Below are 18152 nucleotides of genomic sequence, written 5' to 3'. Positions count from 1 at the left end.
GAAATGCAACTGGTGAGGCTTAAAATTAAGCAAAGAATCGAGACTATAATTGTCAAGTTAGGCGCTCTGATGAAAAGTGATAATAAATCGGAGTTAGCTGATAACTTTTTGTCGTGATCGAGCATATAACTAGCTGGTTCCTATAAAAGTTGTTCCTGTATTATACAAAATCAATTCACTCCAAGATATTCCAAATGACATTTTCTACTTCTACGTGCCCTGGTGGTCGCAACGATTCTGCAATATTTATGTCTAAAACTTGCACCTTTTTTATCGAAAGAACGGCTGGACGTGACGTATTTTCTAATTTACATAACTGCCAAATTCGGCAACCGGGGACCAAGCCGGACTCACAGGCAGATTCCACGGAGCCAGGTCTTTGAACTCGTCTTTCGCATAGACTAGCTTTCCCCCTACGATAGTCAATACCGATTCAATATTTTTTATTTCCTCCTCGGGAACGGAGAAATAATCCGCCGAGAGAACCGCCAAATCGGCATATTTCCCAACTTCAATCGTTCCCTTTACACCTTCTTCGCCGGAAAACCACGCGCTGCCCTCAGTCATTAGTCTTAATGCTTCGACCCGGCTGAGGCGGTTTTCCTCCGGGTAAATAACCGTTCCCCCCCAGGTCTTGCCAGATGTAATCCAGTATAATGCCAGCCAGGGATTATAGCTTGAAACTCTGGTACAGTCCGTACCCAGTCCTACCGGAATTCCCATGTCTAACATCTTCTTAATTGGTGGAGCATTCTCTCCGGCCTTAGCACCGTACCTTTCCACAAAATGTTCCCCTTGAAACATCATACGATTCTGAACTGCTATACCTCCGCCGAGGGCCTTGACCCTATTTAGATTCCTTTCAGAAATGGTTTCGGCATGGTCGATAGTCCATCTTAAACCGTTAAACGGTGTCTCCTTATTTACCTCCTCAAATACGTTTAAAAAACGTTCGATGGATTCGTCGTAAGTGGCATGGATTCTGAAGGGCCAGCGGTTTTTTACCAGTAGCTGAACTATTGCTTTAAGCTCCCCTTCCATGTTTTCCGAGAGCGTTGGTCTAGGTTCCAGGAAATTCTCAAAATCGGCCGCTGACCAGGTCAGGTTTTCTCCGGCTCCTTCCATTACATATCCGTTTGGGCGAAACATATCGCCATTATGACCGGGTTTAACTATCTTTATCCATTCTTCGTAGTTCTCAAGCTCCCTTCCTTTCTCTTGGGCAAAGAGATAGTAGGAAATACGAATTGTCAACTTACCTTCCTGAGCTAGCCTTTTGGCAACCTGGTAGTCATTGGGGAAATTCTGACCGCCGCCGCCTGCGTCTATAGAACTGGTTAAACCAAACCGGTTGAGCTCACGAAAGAAATGAAGGGTTGAATTAAGCTGGTCTTCCGTAGAGAGGTTTGGCCCCTTGAGAAGCGTTGAATAAAGAATCAGCGCGCTTGGCTTGGCTATGAGAAGCCCTGTAGGGTTTCCATTTTTATCCAGTTGAATCTCTCCTCCGGGGTATTTTGTGTCTTTTGTATAACCCAGCGCCTCAATAGCTGCTTTATTCAAAAACCCTAAAGAATATAAATACATCACAAATACCGGTGTGTCGGGCGCAGCTTCGTTTATCTCTTCAAGTGTTGGCAATCTCTTTTCCTTAAATTGATACTCAGACCACCCGCCTACAACACGAACCCATTGTCCTTCTGGAGTCCGTTTGGCTTGCTCTCTAAGCATCTCAAGCGCTTTATTCAAAGACCTTACTCCATCCCATCTCAGTTCCAGGTTGTAATTTAGACCCCCTCTTATTAAATGGGAGTGGGAGTCGTTTAACCCCGGAATAACGGTCTTCCCTTTTACATCAATCACCTTGGTATCGGGACCTTTATAGTTCAGGATTTCCTGGTCACTTCCGATTGCAATGAATTCGTCCCCTTTGATGGCAACGGCAGAAACGAATTGATTATCTTGGTTAAGCGTAGCAATTTTACCGTTTTTTATTATCGTGTCCGCCCTGGAGGCTGGGGGTTCAGATTGGAATTGATAAAAGAAGAGCAACACAGAGAAAAAAATCATAACTAGAAAAGAAGAGCCGCCTTGAATTAATCTGTTAATTCTTTTGAATGCTCTCATCACATCTGTCTCCTTGTTTTTTAATAGGGGCTCAAAATTTTGAACCCCTAAGCTTCGCCATGGCTGAGAAAAATACTAAAACAACGAGGCATGTGCCCCCATTTTGCACATGACCCTTTCATATTGGTTAGCCTTACTGGTTTTTACCTTCCTCTGCACCGAACATTTCCTTGGCATAAATTATTCCAAGCCCATAACCGCCGCCGTGTTCTTTTGCAATACCAGTAACAGCCGCATAAGTTTCTTGTCTTGCCCAATCCCGTTGTAATTCCAGCATGTACTGAAGCCAGGTAATCGGGATGGCGCCTGCCAGTACCATTCTTTCTATGGCCATGTTATGCGCATCGTCACTTACACCACCGGATGCGTCGGTAACGAAATAAACTTCATAACCTTCATCAATTGCAGAAAGTACCGGGCCAACTCCGCATACCTCAGTCCACAAAGCTGCGATCACCAATTTCTTCTTACCAAACTCTTTTACCTTTTTAACTACCCTATCATCCTCCCAGGTGTTCATTGTGGTCCTGTCTATGGGTTGCTGGTCGGGGAAGACAGCCATGATTTCCGGAAACATAGGGCCGCTAAAGGTTTTTTCTGCTACTGTCGTTAATATAGCCGGAACGTTAAAAACCTTGGCTGCTTTGGCCAGTCCGGTTACGTTATTCCTCAACTCCACGATATCGATTGACTTGGTGGCAAAAGCCATCTGGGGCTGATGGTCGATTAGAATTAATATATGGTTGGTTGGTGTCAGCATTCTGGGAGATGGCTTTTGCGCCCAGGCGCTTGTAGAAACCAGGAAAAGCAAAACAACTAGAAAAAGTTTCGTCTTAATCTCAGGGTATATCATAATACTTTCCTCCTTATGCTAGATATTTTTTTAGCAACTTATTTTATCCTTCGTCGTCTTTGATCTTGCTTGGATACTTCTATGGGGAATCAGCTTTTGTATACAGGCACAGCTTTGTGCTCTGTTTTTGCAATATGCACTTCATTAATATCTGGAGTACTCCGGGTCCAGGTATATGTAGAGACGTTGAATCTTGCCGTTCCTAATCTCAAATACATCGCACCATTTGCTGTCAGTCCATTTTTCTCCGGTCTTTAATTCTCCCTCGCTCGATCCTTCAGCCACGACCATGTCGCCCTGAATTATCCAGTTTAAATAGGCATGATGATGCCTGAACCTTTTCACCTTCGCCGCTAAATCGGAGAAGAGCTTCTTGTATGCATCAGCCCCTACCGCGACGCCCGACCTGGGAAAGAATACCTCGGCATTTTCGTCAAAAAGCTCGAAGAAATCTTCACCTCTATCAAGCCTCTTTAGATACTCCGAAGCTATGGATTTTCTTTCTTCATCAGTCATCTCTTTACTCTCCCTTGCTATTGTTTTTATTTAATCTCAAATGAAAACTTCTATACTTATTCGGATTATTTGTTAAGAGCCTTAGTCTGCTTAGATTTTATATAAGCGGTTTATATTAGTCCAATATATTTTTCGTTATAAATTAAGACTTTAAAAGTATGATATAATGAGGCTATGGAATTGAGACATTTGCGATACTTTGTCGCGGTCGCTGAAGAACTGCATTTTGGTGAGGCTGCTAAAAGACTCCATATTGCCCAACCTCCACTCAGTCAGCAAATACGCCAACTGGAAAAACAATTAGGGGTTGAACTTCTCCGCAGGACTAAACGCAGAATTGAGTTGACTGAGGCGGGACGAGCATTTCTCGATGAAGCGCGGAGGATACTTGAGCGGGTCGAACAGTCTATACGTACCGCTCAGCGTGCAAGCCGTGGAGAAATTGGTGAGCTTACGGTAGGTTTTGAGGGTTTTGCTACATATGATGTAATTCCTAACATTCTAAAGATTTTCAGAGAGCGATTCCCTGATATTCATCTGCAATTAAAAGAAATGACTACCGCTCAACTCATAGAGGCTCTCCATAACAAGGACATTCAAGTTGGTTTTCTTCTTTCACCCATACGGGATGAAGAGCTTTCTTTTGAACCCATACTGGAGGAGTTTATTATCGTAGCACTGCCGGAGAATCACCCTCTTTCAGCAAAACAGAAGATACCTCTTCGAGCATTAAAAAGCGAGCCTTTTGTCTTATTTCCTCGCCATCTAGGTTGTGGTCTTTACAATCAAATCATTGGACTTTGCCAGAATGCCGATTTCACTCCCAACGTAATACAGGAAGCAAACCAGATGCAAACTATACTTGGACTTATTGCAACGGGATTGGGTATATCATTAGTTCCCGAATCGATGAAAGACTTGAAAAGAGAGGGAGTGGTTTATCGCGAGCTGTGGCAGCCAATGAAAAAGATGGAATTAAATGTAGCTTGGAAGCGTGATAATAAGTCTCCTGTTTTGCAAGCATTTCTCAAAGTCGCCAAAGAATTTACACGCCGAGTCTCTGGTAAGAACATTATAAAACGACGAGCCGGGTGATATAAACCTCAACTAAAGTGAGTTTAGACATCTCTTTTTACTGCGCCGTCCATCCCTCATCTATGGTTATTGCCGACCCGGTGATGTTACGGGCCGACTCGCCGGACAAATAAACAACCAGGTCTGCCACCTCTTCCGGTTCGAGCATCCTTTTCATAGGGGCCTCGGCCAGGATTACCTTTTCGAGCACTTCTTCCCTGGGTATGCCGTGGGCCTTGGCTTGGTCGTCTATCTGTTTATCTACGAGTGGAGTACGCACGAATGTGGGGCATATAGCGTTTGCGGTTATTCCATGTTCTAGCATCTCTAACGCGGTTACCTTGGTAAGACCGATCACGCCGTGCTTTGCCGAAACGTAAGCGGATTTGAATTTAGCGGCAATAATCCCGTGTATGGAAGATATGTTTATTATCCTTCCCCATTTTTGTTTTATCATGTGTGGAAGTGCATATTTGGTGCAGAGGAAAGGGCCGGTAATCATAACCCCAATGAGCAGGTCCCATTTCTCTTCCGGAAAATCAATGATCGGGGATACGTGCTGTAGCCCGGCATTGTTGACCAGAATATCGATTCGACCAAACTTCTTCATGGTCTCGGCGATTAGATTCTTACAGTCCTCGCGCTTGGTGACATCGGTTTTGACGAAAAGACCGTCTCTACCCAGTTTTTGAATTTTCTCTACAGCCTTCTTCCCTCCTTCACCGTCCAAATCGGCTATGGTTATATTTACACCCTCTTTAGCTAGTCCCTCGGCTATGGCCAGTCCGATGCCGCTTGCCGCCCCGGTTACAACGGCTACCTTTCCGTCTAATTTCATTGCTTGACCCTCCTAAAGTTGTTCGCTCTAAAGTAGCACTGCGGGATATCCTATTCACTTAAACGAAGACTCTTAGTTTGTAATTTTATCTGGCTTTCCGGACTGATTAAACATCGAATTTTCTGAAGCAAATAGACGACGGTCATGTCGTTGGTTAAAGCCTTTACAAAATGGAATGGTATGGTGTATATTAGTGCACAAATTGCATAATGCTCTGACTTTGTGCTTTTTTTCAATATTGAATAGCGAAAATACTTAAAGGAGGAGGTAGGACATGTCAATCTTCAAGAAGCTTTTTATCGTGCTGTCGGTAGGTGTTTTTGTAGTGGGTTTGAGCGCCTGTCCGGAGAGGGCGGAGAAACCGACTGAAGAAGCGGGTGAGGCGGTGAAGGAAGGCGCGGAAAAAGCCGGCGAAGCAATGGAAGAAGCTGGAGAAAAAGCCGGTGAGATGGTGGAAGATGCTGGAAAGGCGGCAGTAGGTGCGGCTGAAGATGCGGCGGAAATGGCAGAGGAAGCTGCAGAGAAAGCCGGCGAAGCGATGGAAGATGCCGCCGAGATGGGAAAGGATGCAGCCGAGGAAACCGGTAAAGCGATGGAAGAAGCCGGTGAAAAGATGGAGGAGGCAGCGGAAGAAATGAAGAAGGAAGGCGAGGAAATGATGGAGCACGGGAAAGAGATGATGGAACATGAAACGGAAGAAGCCCCTGCCCATTGAAAACTTTTCCGATTTAAGCTTTTAAATTCATTAAAGATTGCCGACGACAATATAAAAGGTTTACCGTAGGTAAAAGTACTTCGGTAGAGTACTTTTACCTACCCACTTAACTACTTTTAACACGCCAAGAAAAGAGTTTTACTTGGGCTAGGCTTATTGTTTTTCATCTTGTTTTGTTAACCGGTGAAATCAGCCGAAGCAGGTCGTATCGAGCAACTATTCCGACTGGTCTTCCCTCTTTATCAACAATGGGGATACGGTTTATATCATAGTGGAGCATCTTCTTCACTACTTCTTCGACGGTATCCTCCTCTGTTAACGTTATCACCGGACTGCTTGTCATTTTCTTGACACTCGTCGCCATTTACCGCTTGCACTCTTTTTAGAGCAACTTCTCTGGCTTAATCTGGTGACCAACGGCATTCAGGACGTCGCCCTGGCCTTTGAGCCCGGGGAGCCAGGGGCAATGTTGCGACCGCCCCGTAAACCGACCGAGGGTATTTTTAACCGGTTGATGGTTCAGCAAACGCTTGTCTCCGGTGCGGTCATGGGCTCTTTATCTTTTGGAGTCTGGTATTGGTTGTTGGAATCGGGTTGGGAGGAATTTGCGGCTCGCAATATAGTTTTATTGCTCATGGTCTTGTTGGAAAATTATCATGTATTCAACTGCCGCTCGGAATACCAATCTGTGTTCAAGATCTCGTTAAAGCAGAATGTTTTTCTCGTGGTGGGTGTTCTTGCGGCCCAGGGTATCCACATCATGGCTATGTATGTCCCGTTCATGCAGAAGGTTCTGCAAGTCTCGCCGGTTTCAATCGAGGAATGGTTTTTCCTGTTCCTCCTGGCATCGAGCATACTGGTGGTGATGGAAGTTTTTAAGATTCTAAGGAAGAATAAAAGTTAGGATGAAGATAGCTTTAAATGTTATATTGTTTACTGTTTTATCCGACCTATTCGTACTCCGTATATTTCACGATGGTTAGCTGTTCCTGATTTCAAGGAGCTTTTGTTTACATGCAGATACCTTTACTCAGCGAAATAGTCATAATATTTGGACTTTCCATTTTTGTTCTCTTCATATGCCACCGACTGCGTGTGCCCACCATAGTCGGGTTTCTCTTGACCGGAACGATAGCCGGGCCATACGGCCTAGCCTTGATAAAGCAGTCACACGAAGTGGAAACCCTGGCCGAGATAGGGGTTGTTCTACTGCTATTCACGATCGGTATTGAGTTTTCTCTGAAAAGTCTTCTTCACATCAGAAAAACAGTATTGTTAGGTGGTTCTCTTCAGGTGTTCATAACCATACTGGTCGTATTCGTCGTGGCTGAGCTCTTCGGTCGACCGTTTGGGGAATCGGTTTTTCTGGGATTTCTTATATCCCTCAGCAGTACGGCCATTGTGCTAAAACTACTCCAGGAAAGAGCCGAGGTTGATAGTCCACAAGGACGTACTTCCCTGGCTATTTTGATCTTCCAGGATGTGATAGTTGTTCCTATGATGTTGTTGACTCCCCTTCTCTCCAGAGGGGTAGAGAATGTGGGACAATCCCTCCTCTATCTTCTGGTCAAAGGTGTACTGGTAATCGCATTGGTGGTGGCAAGCGCCCATTACCTGGTACCTCGCCTGCTCTTTCAGATTGCCCGAACTAGGAGCCGGGAGCTTTTCTTGTTGAGTATAGTGGTCATGTGCTTTGCGGTGGCCTGGCTTACATCCAGCATCGGCCTCTCTCTAGCCCTCGGGGCATTCCTGGCCGGGCTTATCATTTCCGAGTCTGAATACAGCCACCAGGCGCTAAGCAACATCCTGCCTTTCCGTGACGTATTCCTCAGCTTCTTTTTCATCTCCATCGGGATGCTCCTCGACCTTGATTTTCTTTTCAGCCACCCATTTTTGATAGCAATGATTGCCTTGGGCGTGCTGATGTTGAAAACCATCACCGCCGGGTTTGCCAGCGCTTTGATCGGGTTTCCGCTTCGTACCACCATCCTGGTGGGTTTGACCCTAAGCCAGGTTGGAGAATTTTCCTTCATATTGTCTAGAACCGGTCTTCAAAACGATTTGCTTGATGGTAGCGTCTATCAAACCTTTCTCTCCGTTTCGGTGTTAAGCATGGCTGCTGCTCCTTTTATCATAGCTCTGGCCCCTCGCATCGCCGATTCTGTGTCACGGTTGCCACTGCCGGAAAGATTAAAATCAGGTTTATACCCTTACCGGGGGATAGATATTGCCGACCGCCAGGAGCGCCTCAGAGATCATCTCATCATAATAGGTTTCGGGGTTAATGGCAGGAATGTGGCCCGTGCGGCCAAAGCTGCGGGTATACCCTATTTAATTCTGGAGATGAACCCGGAAACGGTCAGGGATGAACAGGAGAAGGGAGAACTCATCTATTACGGAGACGCAGTTCAAGAGGCAGTGCTCGAGCATGCCGGTATAAAGGACGCCCGGGTGGTGGTGATAGCGATCTCCGACCCGGCAGCGACCAGACAAGTGACCTCCATCGCCCGAAGGCTAAACCCGAAGGTGTATATTATTGCCAGGACGCGCTTTATTCAGGAGGTCAATCCCCTGTACGAATTAGGCGCGGATGAGGTTATTCCGGAGGAATTTGAGACCTCGGTGGAGATCTTTACCCGTGTGCTGACCAAATACCTTGTTCCCAGAGACGATATCGAAAAGTTCATCGCCGAGGTGAGGTCCGACGGGTACGAAATGTTCAGGAGTCCTTCCAGGTCATCCCCGTCCTTGTTTGACTTAACCTTTCACTTTCCCAATGTCGAGGTTTGCACGCTTCAGGTGAGCGACAAGTCCCCTATAATCGGAAAGTCCCTGGCCCAGATCGAGCTTAGAAATAAATACGGGGTCACCCTTTTGGCGATTCGCCGGGACTCGAACATCTTGCCTAATCCTGGTGGAGATACCCAACTGGCTGCCAACGACATATTAATTCTACTGGGCGAGCCGGAAAAAATCGCCGGGGTCACAGGTGTGTTTCGGAATCAGGATTAATTTAGGGCTAATCCCTAAAGACTTTCGTTTCGAGCCCTAAACTCACATTCCTGAAGAGATGCCTTTTGATCTTGCGGGTTGTGGTCTTGGGGAACTCTTCGTACCTCACCGCAAAGTGCCTAATCCTCTTGTACGTCTCCAGGTCCCGGTTGGCTTTTCTGGTCTCCTCTTTCAGGAGTTTCCACACGTTTTCATCGCTTAACTCCTCTCCCAAGCTGCCCAGTTTTGTTCGGACCTCCTCCATGTTGGGATGGATTATAGCCTGAATATTCTCATCGTCCGGGCTGAACACCAGGGCCTCTTCGATGTATGGCGATTTTGTCAGCTTCTCCTCTATTTCCTCCGGGAATACGTTCTTTCCTCCCTTGGTAACTATCACGAACTTTTTTCTGCCGGTTATGTATAGGTAACCCTCCTCGTCAAAATAGCCCACATCCCCGGTTAGTAGCCATCCGTCCGGGGTCAGTACTTCTTCCGTAGCCCTTTCGTTTTTGTAATACCCCTTCATTATGTTCGGCCCGCGGGCGATTATCTCGCCGTTTCCCTCGCCGTCCATATTCCTTATCTCGACCTCATCGCTGGGTATGACCATGCCCACACTATCGTTATTGGGGTTCGAGGGGGGATTAACGCTTATAAGCGGTGCTGCTTCGGAAAGACCGTAGCCTTGTATGATTGGAAAGCCCAACTCCTCGAGCCCTCTGGAAACCCAGCCGGGCAGGGCGGCACCGCCGCATACTATAAGCCTTATTCTTTGAAGTCCTAACCTCTCCTTAATCTTTTTGCCGATCAATCTCTTTGGCAGGATGTTGGTTACGAAGGCTCTTAAGCCTTTCTGGTTGGATAGCTCTTTATTCATCCGCTGGTAGAGCTTCTCCAGAATCAGTGGGGAATTAAGCCAGAGGGTCGGCTTAGCACTCCTCAGGTCCTCTATCATTTCGTTCGGTTTCAGGCTTCTGGCGTAAAATACGCTCATACCGTTATAGAAAGGGGTGAGAAGCCCACCAGTGCATTCGTAGGAGTGATGGATAGGTAGGATGGAAAACATGCTATCTTCCGGGTTGAATTCTATGGCGCTGTAGATATCGTCCACGTTTGACATGATGTTACCGTGGGTCAGCATCACTCCCTTGGGGTCGCCGGTTGTTCCGGAGGTGAATAGAATTTCCATTAGGTCGTCAGGCGAAACCGTGTCCCTATCCACCCCGGTCGAATAGCGGTTGTATATATCTTCAAAATCATCCATCAAAATGATATGTCTCAGTTGCTCCAATTCGTCGGAAATGGATTCAACGTAGGGAAGAAACGAGCGGGATAAGATTATGGCCTTAGCCCCGGAGAATTTTAGGATCGGCTTGTAAGAGTCGGGTGAGGCCCTGGCATCAAGAGGGATGGCGGTGGCGCCCACCCAGGCTACGGAGAAGTAGGCTATCCCCCACTCCGGCCTGTTTTCTCCGAGAATGGCTATGTGGTCACCCTTCCCTAAGCCCAGTTCCCTCAGATGCCTGGAAATGCGCTTAACGTACTCCAGGGTCTGACCGAAGCTGATTTCATACATCCTGTTCTTTCTGGGCATCATGAATGCTGTTTTGTCTTTATATTTCTCAGCACTACTCTCCAGCATCTCCGGGATGGTTCTGATACCCAGCCCTGGTTTTATTACCGGAATTTTTCTTATAGGTTTATTCAGCTTTTTCATATATGAAATTTCTTAAAATTAACTAGCTCCGATTAACAGACGAATATTATACCAATTCCTTAAGGTTATCTTTAGTTTCTTTTAGATTAGGTTGGGAAGAGATTACAACTAGTAAACAAATATAATTTCCAGAAATACCTTTTTGTCTCCGTGCTCTCTGTGGCTATAGAACTTTAAGCATTTACGCTTTTTCCCCAAATTGCCGGATCCACTCCCCGAGCTTTTCCCTGTCGATAAGTGTGCACCCGCTCGGCCCCGCTCTCTCCACGGCGTCATCGGTGAAGTAATTGTTGCTGATAATCATGGACCGGTCGCAACCATACCGGTGTTTTTCCCTCTCCAGGTCGTTGACTATAGCACCGGATATGGGAGATGCTTGCCGCTTGATCTGGACGGCGTACCTGCTCTTATCCTTTTCGGCGATCAGGTCAACACCGAGGTTAAAAGAGCCTTCCGGTGTCCTCAAATTAAAGCCTTGTCTGGTCAATAATGCTCCGATGTATTTTTGATATTGGGCAAGGTCTAGGACGTCTATCCCGGACTGCTCTAGTGCCTGGAGATGTTTCTCCCTTTTCTTTTCGTTTGTTCTTAGTTTTGTTCGTCTCAGCAGCTTGTATAACGCAGTAATGATTATTAACCCGGCGATCCCGGCGGCGATTTTCACTTTTTCGCTCTTAATGTCCTTCCATATGTCTTCAACTTTGATTGTTAATGAGTCTAGTTTGTCTTCAGGGGCGAATTTTTTCATCGAACCTTTATGCTCTTCAGGGACTTTTTCCGGGTCATCGGTAACATGGGTTACGCCCTTCTCGTCGACCCACTTATACAGCTTGCCGGCGAGTGAGGTAATGGGTATCAGAAAAAGAAGACAAACGACCGGTAATATGAAATTCCTTGTCCTCATAGCTTATTCTAAATTATATCTACAGAAATGGGGTTTTAACTTAATGATACTCAGTAGCTCTGGTGTCACTGCTATTTTGTCATTGCTGCGAGCAAACGTGAGGGAGCTTGTGAGGAATTTTATTCGACTTCAGATATTCTCCTCCTTCCTGTTATTCCCACATGTTACCCGATTAATACTTTCGGGTACGAGCTTAAGTGGGAATCCAGTTTTTTAAAAAATGGATCCCCGATTAAAGAATTCGGGGATGACATGCGGAGAGGACACTATCTCGTTGCTTTACCCCTCGCAATAACACATGAGGGAGTGTAATTCCAAGAGCATAACCTTCACCCTTTCTGCCGTGATACTGAGTTCTAAACCGTTTTATTATTTTGAGTTTCCTATTGCCAAGGATAATATAAATTATGTAGAATGTGCTTATAGAGATAATTCAAGGAGGAGATGAGAAATGGACCTAAAAAAGGTAATTGACGGATTGAACAAGGGGCTTTCACTAGAATACGCAAGCATAATACAGGGACTTCAGCATAGTTTTCTGGTCCAGGGTTTATTCCGGGAATCGATAGCCCCAATGCTCAGGGGGCATGCGGAGGAGTCGCTCAAGCACGCGAAGATGTTGGGTGAGAAGATAGCCGCCCTGGGCGGGCTCCCAACCGTAGAACCTGCACCGATAAAGCAGGCTACTGACCTGACCGAGATGTTGAAACAGGACTTGGAGCTGGCTTATCAGGTGTATGAGCATTACGAGTCCCTCTTAAAACTGGTGCAGGATGATACTCCTCTCCGGGTGATGATCGAGAACATGGTAGAAGCGGAAAAAGAAGATTGTGAGGAGCTGGAGAAGATACTGGAGCTAAAGAAAATTAAGGTCAAGGATAAGCAGCTAAAGTTTAGCGTAAAATAGTTTGTCTGGTTTCTCTCTTAAATATGGAATATAAAAAGGCGGGAAGAATTGACTCCCGCCTTTTTTATTGGCTGACATTGCTTTTAAATTAAAGTGGTAAGCTAACAACCTTCCTTGAGGCCGGTAGCTCGTCTTGCTTTATGAGCTTTCTTTGAAGATCGTTATCGGTTCTGGAGAGCACCCGTCCCAGGGCTCTAGCCTGATTCGAGTCGAGGGGCAGGGTCTTCTGCACGTACCAGCCTATACCCTCGCCGAAGCTGAGTAGGCGTATTTCATACCTATTTTTGCTTCCATCCTCTACCACAACCACCTCTACAATGTGGTCGTTTTCATCCCCGCTTATACTTCCGAGTAGCACTTCATTAATTGCTGTATTCATTACTTACCTCTACTCCTGTTGATTTTAATCAGTTCCTAGATTAATGATAACAAATATCAATTTCACCCGATTTCTAATGAATTGTCAAATTGAAATTTTGCTTACCGGCACTGTGGTCTAAAATAATTAAAGACCAACGATTCAAACGGCTAAAACAAGGGCTTTAGATAGATAAAACGTCTTTTCAAAATCGGGTCACCCTCTTTTGTGTTCGCTATCCAAAGACCATATTTGTTGAAATATCTCTTCTACACCTCTGTGACATTCCCTTCTACACTAAGACACCCTGTCCCTACGGGACACCCCCTCTCTGGAGGGACACACCCCGGCTCCTCGGGCCACCCCTCTCAAGAGGGGATTTTTAATCAACTCCACTCTTGCTAAGGAGCACAACTAAGTCCCCTCTCAAGAGGGGATTTAGGGGTGTGTAATGTGTATGAGATGAAGAGATGTACAATCATCACATACAATTCCAAGCTAAAAGAAAAGCTTCATAACCTGGCCATATAACTGGTAGTGCCTAAAAAATAAGGAACACATCTTCCACCCTTTGACCCTTCGGCGTAGCTCAGGACAGGCTGGGGCTAAACAGGCCCCCTCGACTTCGCAATGACACGACTGAGTACTTACGCATGTAATTGGTATTCTAGAGCTTGCCGCGGGGTGGTTGATTTTTACCGGTTCTTCTAGAAATTGAGAAAAGGGTAAATACAGATTAGTATTACGGAATGGATTTATATGCTCTCATCATGGCCGGGGGCGAGGGGAAGAGGTTCTGGCCTCTAAGTAGGAAGGACAAGCCCAAGCAATTCCTCTCTCTGGTTAGTGGGAAGTCCATGATAAGACAAACTGTGGACCGGGTCCTTCCCATAATTCCCATCGAGAAAATCTTTGTAGTAACCCTGGAAAGGTATGCCCGGGAGACCTTGAGACACGTGTCCGAACTCCCCGCCGAGAACCTGATCCTCGAGCCTGAAGGGAAAAATACGGGCCCGGCGATTGCCGTTGGAACACTCCGGATAAAGAAGCTCTCGCCTGATGCACTGACAGTGGTTCTGCCCGCAGACCATGCCATAGGGAAGGAAGAGGTTTTCAGGGAGGTTATTCTTTATGCGGCACAAATAGCGAACATGAGGCTTCAGAATAATGATCATCCTCTAATAACCTTGGGCGTTAAACCGGTCAGACCGGAAACGGGCTATGGATATATAAAAGAAGGGGAAACCATCGATAAATCAAATAGATTTGAGGTTAAAAGGGTGGAACGGTTCACCGAAAAGCCGGATTCGACGACTGCTCGACGGTTCTTAGAGCAGGGGGGCTATTTATGGAACAGCGGAATATTCATCTGGAAAGCCTCTTCTATCCTCGATGCCTTTGAGAAGCTCCTTCCCCATTGGAGTAAACCTTTAGACAGCTTACTCGATGATTTGAATACCAACCGGGAGAATACGGGTCTTATCCGGTTTTATGAACAAATCGAGCCCGGGCCTATAGATAAGCTCATCCTGGAAAAGTGGGGAAATACGCTGGTGATACCGGTAGATTTTCCATGGAGTGATATCGGCAGTTGGCAGGCATTGGACGAGTTCCTGAGGAAGAGCGATGGGGAAAACATCCTTCGGGGAGAAGCAGTAGCGGTCGATTCCACATCCTGCCTGGTGTTTGGAGATAAGAGGTTGATTGCCGTTGTCGGGGTGAAGGGTTTAGTTGTAGTGGAGACCGACGATGCCATCCTGGTCCTAGACAAGGAAAAGGCGCAGGACGTGAAGAAGGTGGTGGAAAAGCTGGAGAAGGAAGGGAAGTTGAAAGTTGAGAGTTAAGAATTAAGAATGAAAAGTTAAGATGTAAAAATTTTTCGCTCTTCACTCATCATTTATTTCGATTGCAAATAGCCTTAAAGTATCCTAAAATTAGCAAATAACCGAGTGTAATTCCTTAACTACTATGAGAGAGGGAATTCTATTTATAGTTTCCGGGCCATCAGGCAGCGGCAAGACTACCTTGGTGAAACAAATCATTCACAAAATTGAGAATATCAAGTTCACCGTTTCATTCACCACCAGAAAGAAGAGGCCCGGGGAAGTGGAGGGGGTAGATTACAGATTCGTTTCAGAGGACGAGTTCCAGGATATGGCCAAAAACGGCCGGTTTGCTGAATGGGCCGTCGTCCATGGCCAGCATTACGGAACCCCGGCCGCGGAGCTGGAGCAGGCAAAAGAATCGGGAATTGACCTCCTTCTGGATATAGACGTTCAGGGGGCCAGGAGCGTGAGGAATAAGTATGGCTCCGGGGTATACATATTCGTTACCCCTTCATCCTTGGATGCTCTGAAGGAGAGGTTGGTCAAGAGAAAGAGCGACGATATGTCCGAGATCAAAAAAAGGCTCGAAGATGCAAAAGGGGAAATGGAAGAAGCCAAATTCTATGATTATATTATTATCAATGACTCTCTTGACGAGGCGATAAAGAATCTCACCGCCGTCATACTGGCAGAGAGGTGTAGAAAAGAGAGGGTCCTAGGGCAGCTAATAATTGAGGGTATATAGACGGTTATCCGTTTGTGGACGACAAAGGGATACAAGATACTAATAGAAATACTCGGAAATTCGTGCATCGTGCATCATTAATCATGCATCGTTTTTATGAGTGGCTGTCAATAAATGATTCGGCTTAACGACATAATCGAGAAGGTTAATTCTTATCTCTACCTCCTTGAGCCGGAGCTCGAGGTTATAAAGAGCGCCTATGTATTCTCGGCAAAGGTTCATGCCGGGCAGAAGAGAAGCTCAGGGGAGCCTTATCTTAGCCATCCGCTCGAGGTTTCGGCAATCCTGGCTGACATGAAACTCGACGTAGCCTCAATAGTAACCGGTCTTCTCCACGACACGGTGGAGGACACCCTGGCCACACTCGAAGAAATAGACTCCCTATTCGGCAAGGAAGTAGCGTTTCTGGTGGATGGTGTCACCAAGATAAGCCGTCTGCCGTTTACATCAAAGATTGACGAGCAGGCGGAGAGCTTCCGGAAGCTGATACTGGCCACGGCAAAAGATATAAGGGTGGTTCTCATAAAACTGGCCGACCGCCTCCACAACATGCGCACGCTTCAGCATCTGTCCGAGGATCGTCGGAGAAGGATAGCCAGGGAGACCTTCGAAATATATTCTCCGCTTGCCCACAGGCTCGGAATTGAATGGGTCAGGACCGAGCTCGACGACCTGTCTTTCCGCTTCCTCAACCCCGAGGAGTATGAGATGATCTCGGCGAGGGTGGCTAAGAAGAGAAAAGAGTGGGAGAAATACGTCGAAGAGGTAAAGGGGATACTGTCGAAACAACTGTCTGAATTCGGTATAAAGGCCGAGATTACCGGCAGGATCAAGGGCATCTATGGAATACACAACAAAATGCAGTCTCAGAACATCGATTTCGATAATGTATACGACATAATAGCATTCCGGATTATTACCACCTCGCTCAGGGAATGCTACGAAGCCCTCGGGGCCGTGCATTCCGCCTGGAAGCCTATCCCCGGAAGGTTTAAAGACTTCATCGCTCTACCCAAAGGTAACGGATATCAGTCCTTACATACCACGGTTATTGGTCCCTTCGGGGAGAGGATGGAGATACAGATCAGGACACGCCGGATGCACGAGATAGCCGAACACGGCATCGCCGCTCACTGGAAATACAAAGAAGGGAGGATCGAGAGCGGCGATAGCGACAAGATTTATGCCAACTTGAGACAGTTGCTCGAATGGAAGGATATAAAGGATCCCACCGAGTTTCTGGAGGCGGTCAAGGGAGACCTGATACCGGGTATGGTTTACGCCTTTACCCCAAAGGGCGACCTGAAAGAACTTCCTAGCGGGGCAACCCCGGTCGATTTTGCCTATGCTATTCATACGGAGGTGGGAAACACTTGCACCAGGGCCACAGTCAATGGAAAGATCGTCCCGCTGGACTACCGGCTCAAAAGCGGTGACACGGTGGAGATAACGACCTCGCCGGACAAACATCCAAGCCGCGACTGGTTAAAGTTTGTGGCCAGTTCCAGGGCTAAGACCAAGATCCGTTCCTGGCTCAGGACCGAGGAAAGGCAGAAGTCTAACCTGGTCGGCAAGTCTATTTGCGAGAGGAAGTTCAAGCAGCACGGTCTCGATTTTCAGGAGATGCTTAAAAAAGGGGAGCTGGACAGTGCGCTCTCCGAGCTTGGGTTCAAGGATGTAGAGGATTTCTACCTGGCCGTGGGATTCGGAAAGGTTTCGGTTGCTGATTTACTGAAGATAGTCCTGCCTAAAGGAACGTTCGACCAACCGCCCGAGAAGGAATCCAGACTGCAGAGAATCATCAAGACCCTCACCGGTTCAACGACCGGCGGGGTGCTGGTCAAGGGTTATGACGACGTTATGATAAGATTCGCCAACTGCTGTGGAGCATTGCCTGGGGAAGAGATCGTGGGATACATAACCCGGGGCCGCGGTCTGACCATACATAAGCACAACTGTCCGCAGCTCCTAGATACAGACCCGGCCCGCCGGATAGAAGTGGAATGGGACCGGAGCTTCAAAGGGCCTCGTTCAGCAAAGATCATGGTCATTTGCAGCGACCGCCCGGGTATGCTGTCGAGCATTACCCGTTCTATTGCATCATCTGATGTGAACATATCCAAGGCGGAGATACACTCGACCGAGGTGGACAGGGCGGTGGGTACGTTTGACGTGGACGTCTCCGACCTCAGCCAACTGGAAAATTTGATAAATTCCATAAGGAAGGTGAAGGGTGTTATCTCCGTTGAGAGGATAGTGGGTGTTGAAGAGTCATAGTCCTTCGGCAGTTTGGAGTTCCGAGTTAGTTTTTTCCTCAAACTCTAAACTTTCAACTCTCAACTCTAAACTCCACGAAGTGGTAATGTTGAAACGGACTATTTACCCGTTTATACTCAAGGCCTTATCATGTTAGGATTCTGGTCAAAAGAGTATCAAATCAGGAAAAGAGCGAAGCAGGCAGTTACCACAACCCGTTCCATTCTCAAGAAAAACGCCTCGAAGATAGAGCCAAAGCTTGCCGATGCGGTGAGGGAAAAGCTTGGCCTCACCGAGAGGGCATTGGCCGGCGGGAGCCCGGGGG

The 18152-nt window shown here is 46.8% G+C and carries 16 protein-coding genes; 8 read left to right on the top strand and 8 right to left on the bottom strand.

The window, feature by feature from the left end; translation table 11 throughout:
* Positions 1-303: 303 nt before the first annotated feature.
* From VNN20_14205 to VNN20_14195, 3 genes are all read right to left on the bottom strand, one after another.
* Complete coding sequence (locus VNN20_14205; GenBank protein HWP93342.1) at positions 304-2124, bottom strand: amidohydrolase; 1821 nt, start codon at positions 2122-2124, stop codon at positions 304-306.
* Between the two features lie 133 nt (positions 2125-2257).
* Entirely contained in the window at positions 2258-2884 is a 627-nt protein-coding gene (locus VNN20_14200; protein ID HWP93341.1) for a hydrolase, read from the bottom strand.
* 237 nt (positions 2885-3121) lie between these two features.
* Positions 3122-3493: a nuclear transport factor 2 family protein gene (locus VNN20_14195; GenBank protein ID HWP93340.1), complete on the bottom strand. Its 372-nt coding sequence runs from the start codon at positions 3491-3493 to the stop codon at positions 3122-3124.
* Positions 3494-3667: 174 nt separating this feature from the next.
* On the opposite strand from VNN20_14195, the gene VNN20_14190 reads away from it, so the two are divergent.
* Positions 3668-4588, top strand: a complete 921-nt coding sequence (locus tag VNN20_14190; protein HWP93339.1) for a LysR family transcriptional regulator — start codon at positions 3668-3670, stop codon at positions 4586-4588.
* A gap of 37 nt (positions 4589-4625) precedes the next feature.
* On the opposite strand, the gene VNN20_14185 is transcribed toward VNN20_14190, so the two are convergent.
* Positions 4626-5405 carry a 3-hydroxybutyrate dehydrogenase gene (locus VNN20_14185; protein HWP93338.1) on the bottom strand — a complete coding sequence of 260 codons (780 nt, stop codon included), beginning with the start codon at positions 5403-5405 and terminating at the stop codon, positions 4626-4628.
* A 274-nt stretch (positions 5406-5679) separates the two neighbouring features.
* On the opposite strand from VNN20_14185, the gene VNN20_14180 reads away from it, so the two are divergent.
* On the top strand, positions 5680-6120 hold the full coding sequence (locus tag VNN20_14180) for a hypothetical protein (GenBank protein HWP93337.1): 441 nt from the start codon (positions 5680-5682) through the stop codon (positions 6118-6120).
* A 163-nt stretch (positions 6121-6283) separates the two neighbouring features.
* Here VNN20_14180 and VNN20_14175 read toward each other — a convergent pair whose 3' ends face one another.
* Positions 6284-6484: a CBS domain-containing protein gene (locus VNN20_14175; protein HWP93336.1), complete on the bottom strand. Its 201-nt coding sequence runs from the start codon at positions 6482-6484 to the stop codon at positions 6284-6286.
* A 45-nt stretch (positions 6485-6529) separates the two neighbouring features.
* Between VNN20_14175 and VNN20_14170 the strand changes: the two genes are divergently transcribed.
* Entirely contained in the window at positions 6530-7024 is a 495-nt protein-coding gene (locus tag VNN20_14170; protein ID HWP93335.1) for a cation-translocating P-type ATPase C-terminal domain-containing protein, read from the top strand.
* 110 nt (positions 7025-7134) lie between these two features.
* Positions 7135-9132, top strand: a complete 1998-nt coding sequence (locus VNN20_14165) for a cation:proton antiporter (GenBank protein ID HWP93334.1) — start codon at positions 7135-7137, stop codon at positions 9130-9132.
* A 7-nt stretch (positions 9133-9139) separates the two neighbouring features.
* Here the strand turns inward: VNN20_14165 and VNN20_14160 are convergent, their stop codons facing one another.
* Together VNN20_14160 and VNN20_14155 are read right to left on the bottom strand one after the other, a co-directional pair.
* Positions 9140-10831: an AMP-binding protein gene (locus VNN20_14160; GenBank protein HWP93333.1), complete on the bottom strand. Its 1692-nt coding sequence runs from the start codon at positions 10829-10831 to the stop codon at positions 9140-9142.
* 181 nt (positions 10832-11012) lie between these two features.
* Positions 11013-11735, bottom strand: coding sequence for a restriction endonuclease (locus tag VNN20_14155; protein HWP93332.1), 723 nt, complete (start codon positions 11733-11735; stop codon positions 11013-11015).
* A 451-nt stretch (positions 11736-12186) separates the two neighbouring features.
* Between VNN20_14155 and VNN20_14150 the strand changes: the two genes are divergently transcribed.
* Positions 12187-12642: a ferritin-like domain-containing protein gene (locus VNN20_14150; protein HWP93331.1), complete on the top strand. Its 456-nt coding sequence runs from the start codon at positions 12187-12189 to the stop codon at positions 12640-12642.
* Positions 12643-12730: 88 nt separating this feature from the next.
* Here VNN20_14150 and VNN20_14145 read toward each other — a convergent pair whose 3' ends face one another.
* Entirely contained in the window at positions 12731-13021 is a 291-nt protein-coding gene (locus tag VNN20_14145) for a hypothetical protein (protein ID HWP93330.1), read from the bottom strand.
* 728 nt (positions 13022-13749) lie between these two features.
* On the opposite strand from VNN20_14145, the gene VNN20_14140 reads away from it, so the two are divergent.
* The 3 genes from VNN20_14140 to VNN20_14130 all read left to right on the top strand — a co-directional run bounded on the left by VNN20_14140 (position 13750) and on the right by VNN20_14130 (position 17848).
* Entirely contained in the window at positions 13750-14844 is a 1095-nt protein-coding gene (locus VNN20_14140; GenBank protein ID HWP93329.1) for a mannose-1-phosphate guanylyltransferase, read from the top strand.
* A 124-nt stretch (positions 14845-14968) separates the two neighbouring features.
* Positions 14969-15571 carry a guanylate kinase gene (gene gmk, locus VNN20_14135; protein ID HWP93328.1) on the top strand — a complete coding sequence of 201 codons (603 nt, stop codon included), beginning with the start codon at positions 14969-14971 and terminating at the stop codon, positions 15569-15571.
* A gap of 114 nt (positions 15572-15685) precedes the next feature.
* A complete protein-coding gene (locus tag VNN20_14130) occupies positions 15686-17848 on the top strand; it encodes a bifunctional (p)ppGpp synthetase/guanosine-3',5'-bis(diphosphate) 3'-pyrophosphohydrolase (protein HWP93327.1) in 2163 nt (720 codons plus the stop codon).
* Positions 17849-18152 lie beyond the last annotated feature (304 nt).

Source organism: Thermodesulfobacteriota bacterium, assembly GCA_035559815.1.
Lineage (GTDB): Bacteria > Desulfobacterota_D > UBA1144 > Nemesobacterales > CSP1-2 > DATMAT01.
Note: the sequence above shows the minus strand (reverse complement) of the source record. Positions and strands in the feature narration are given on the sequence as shown.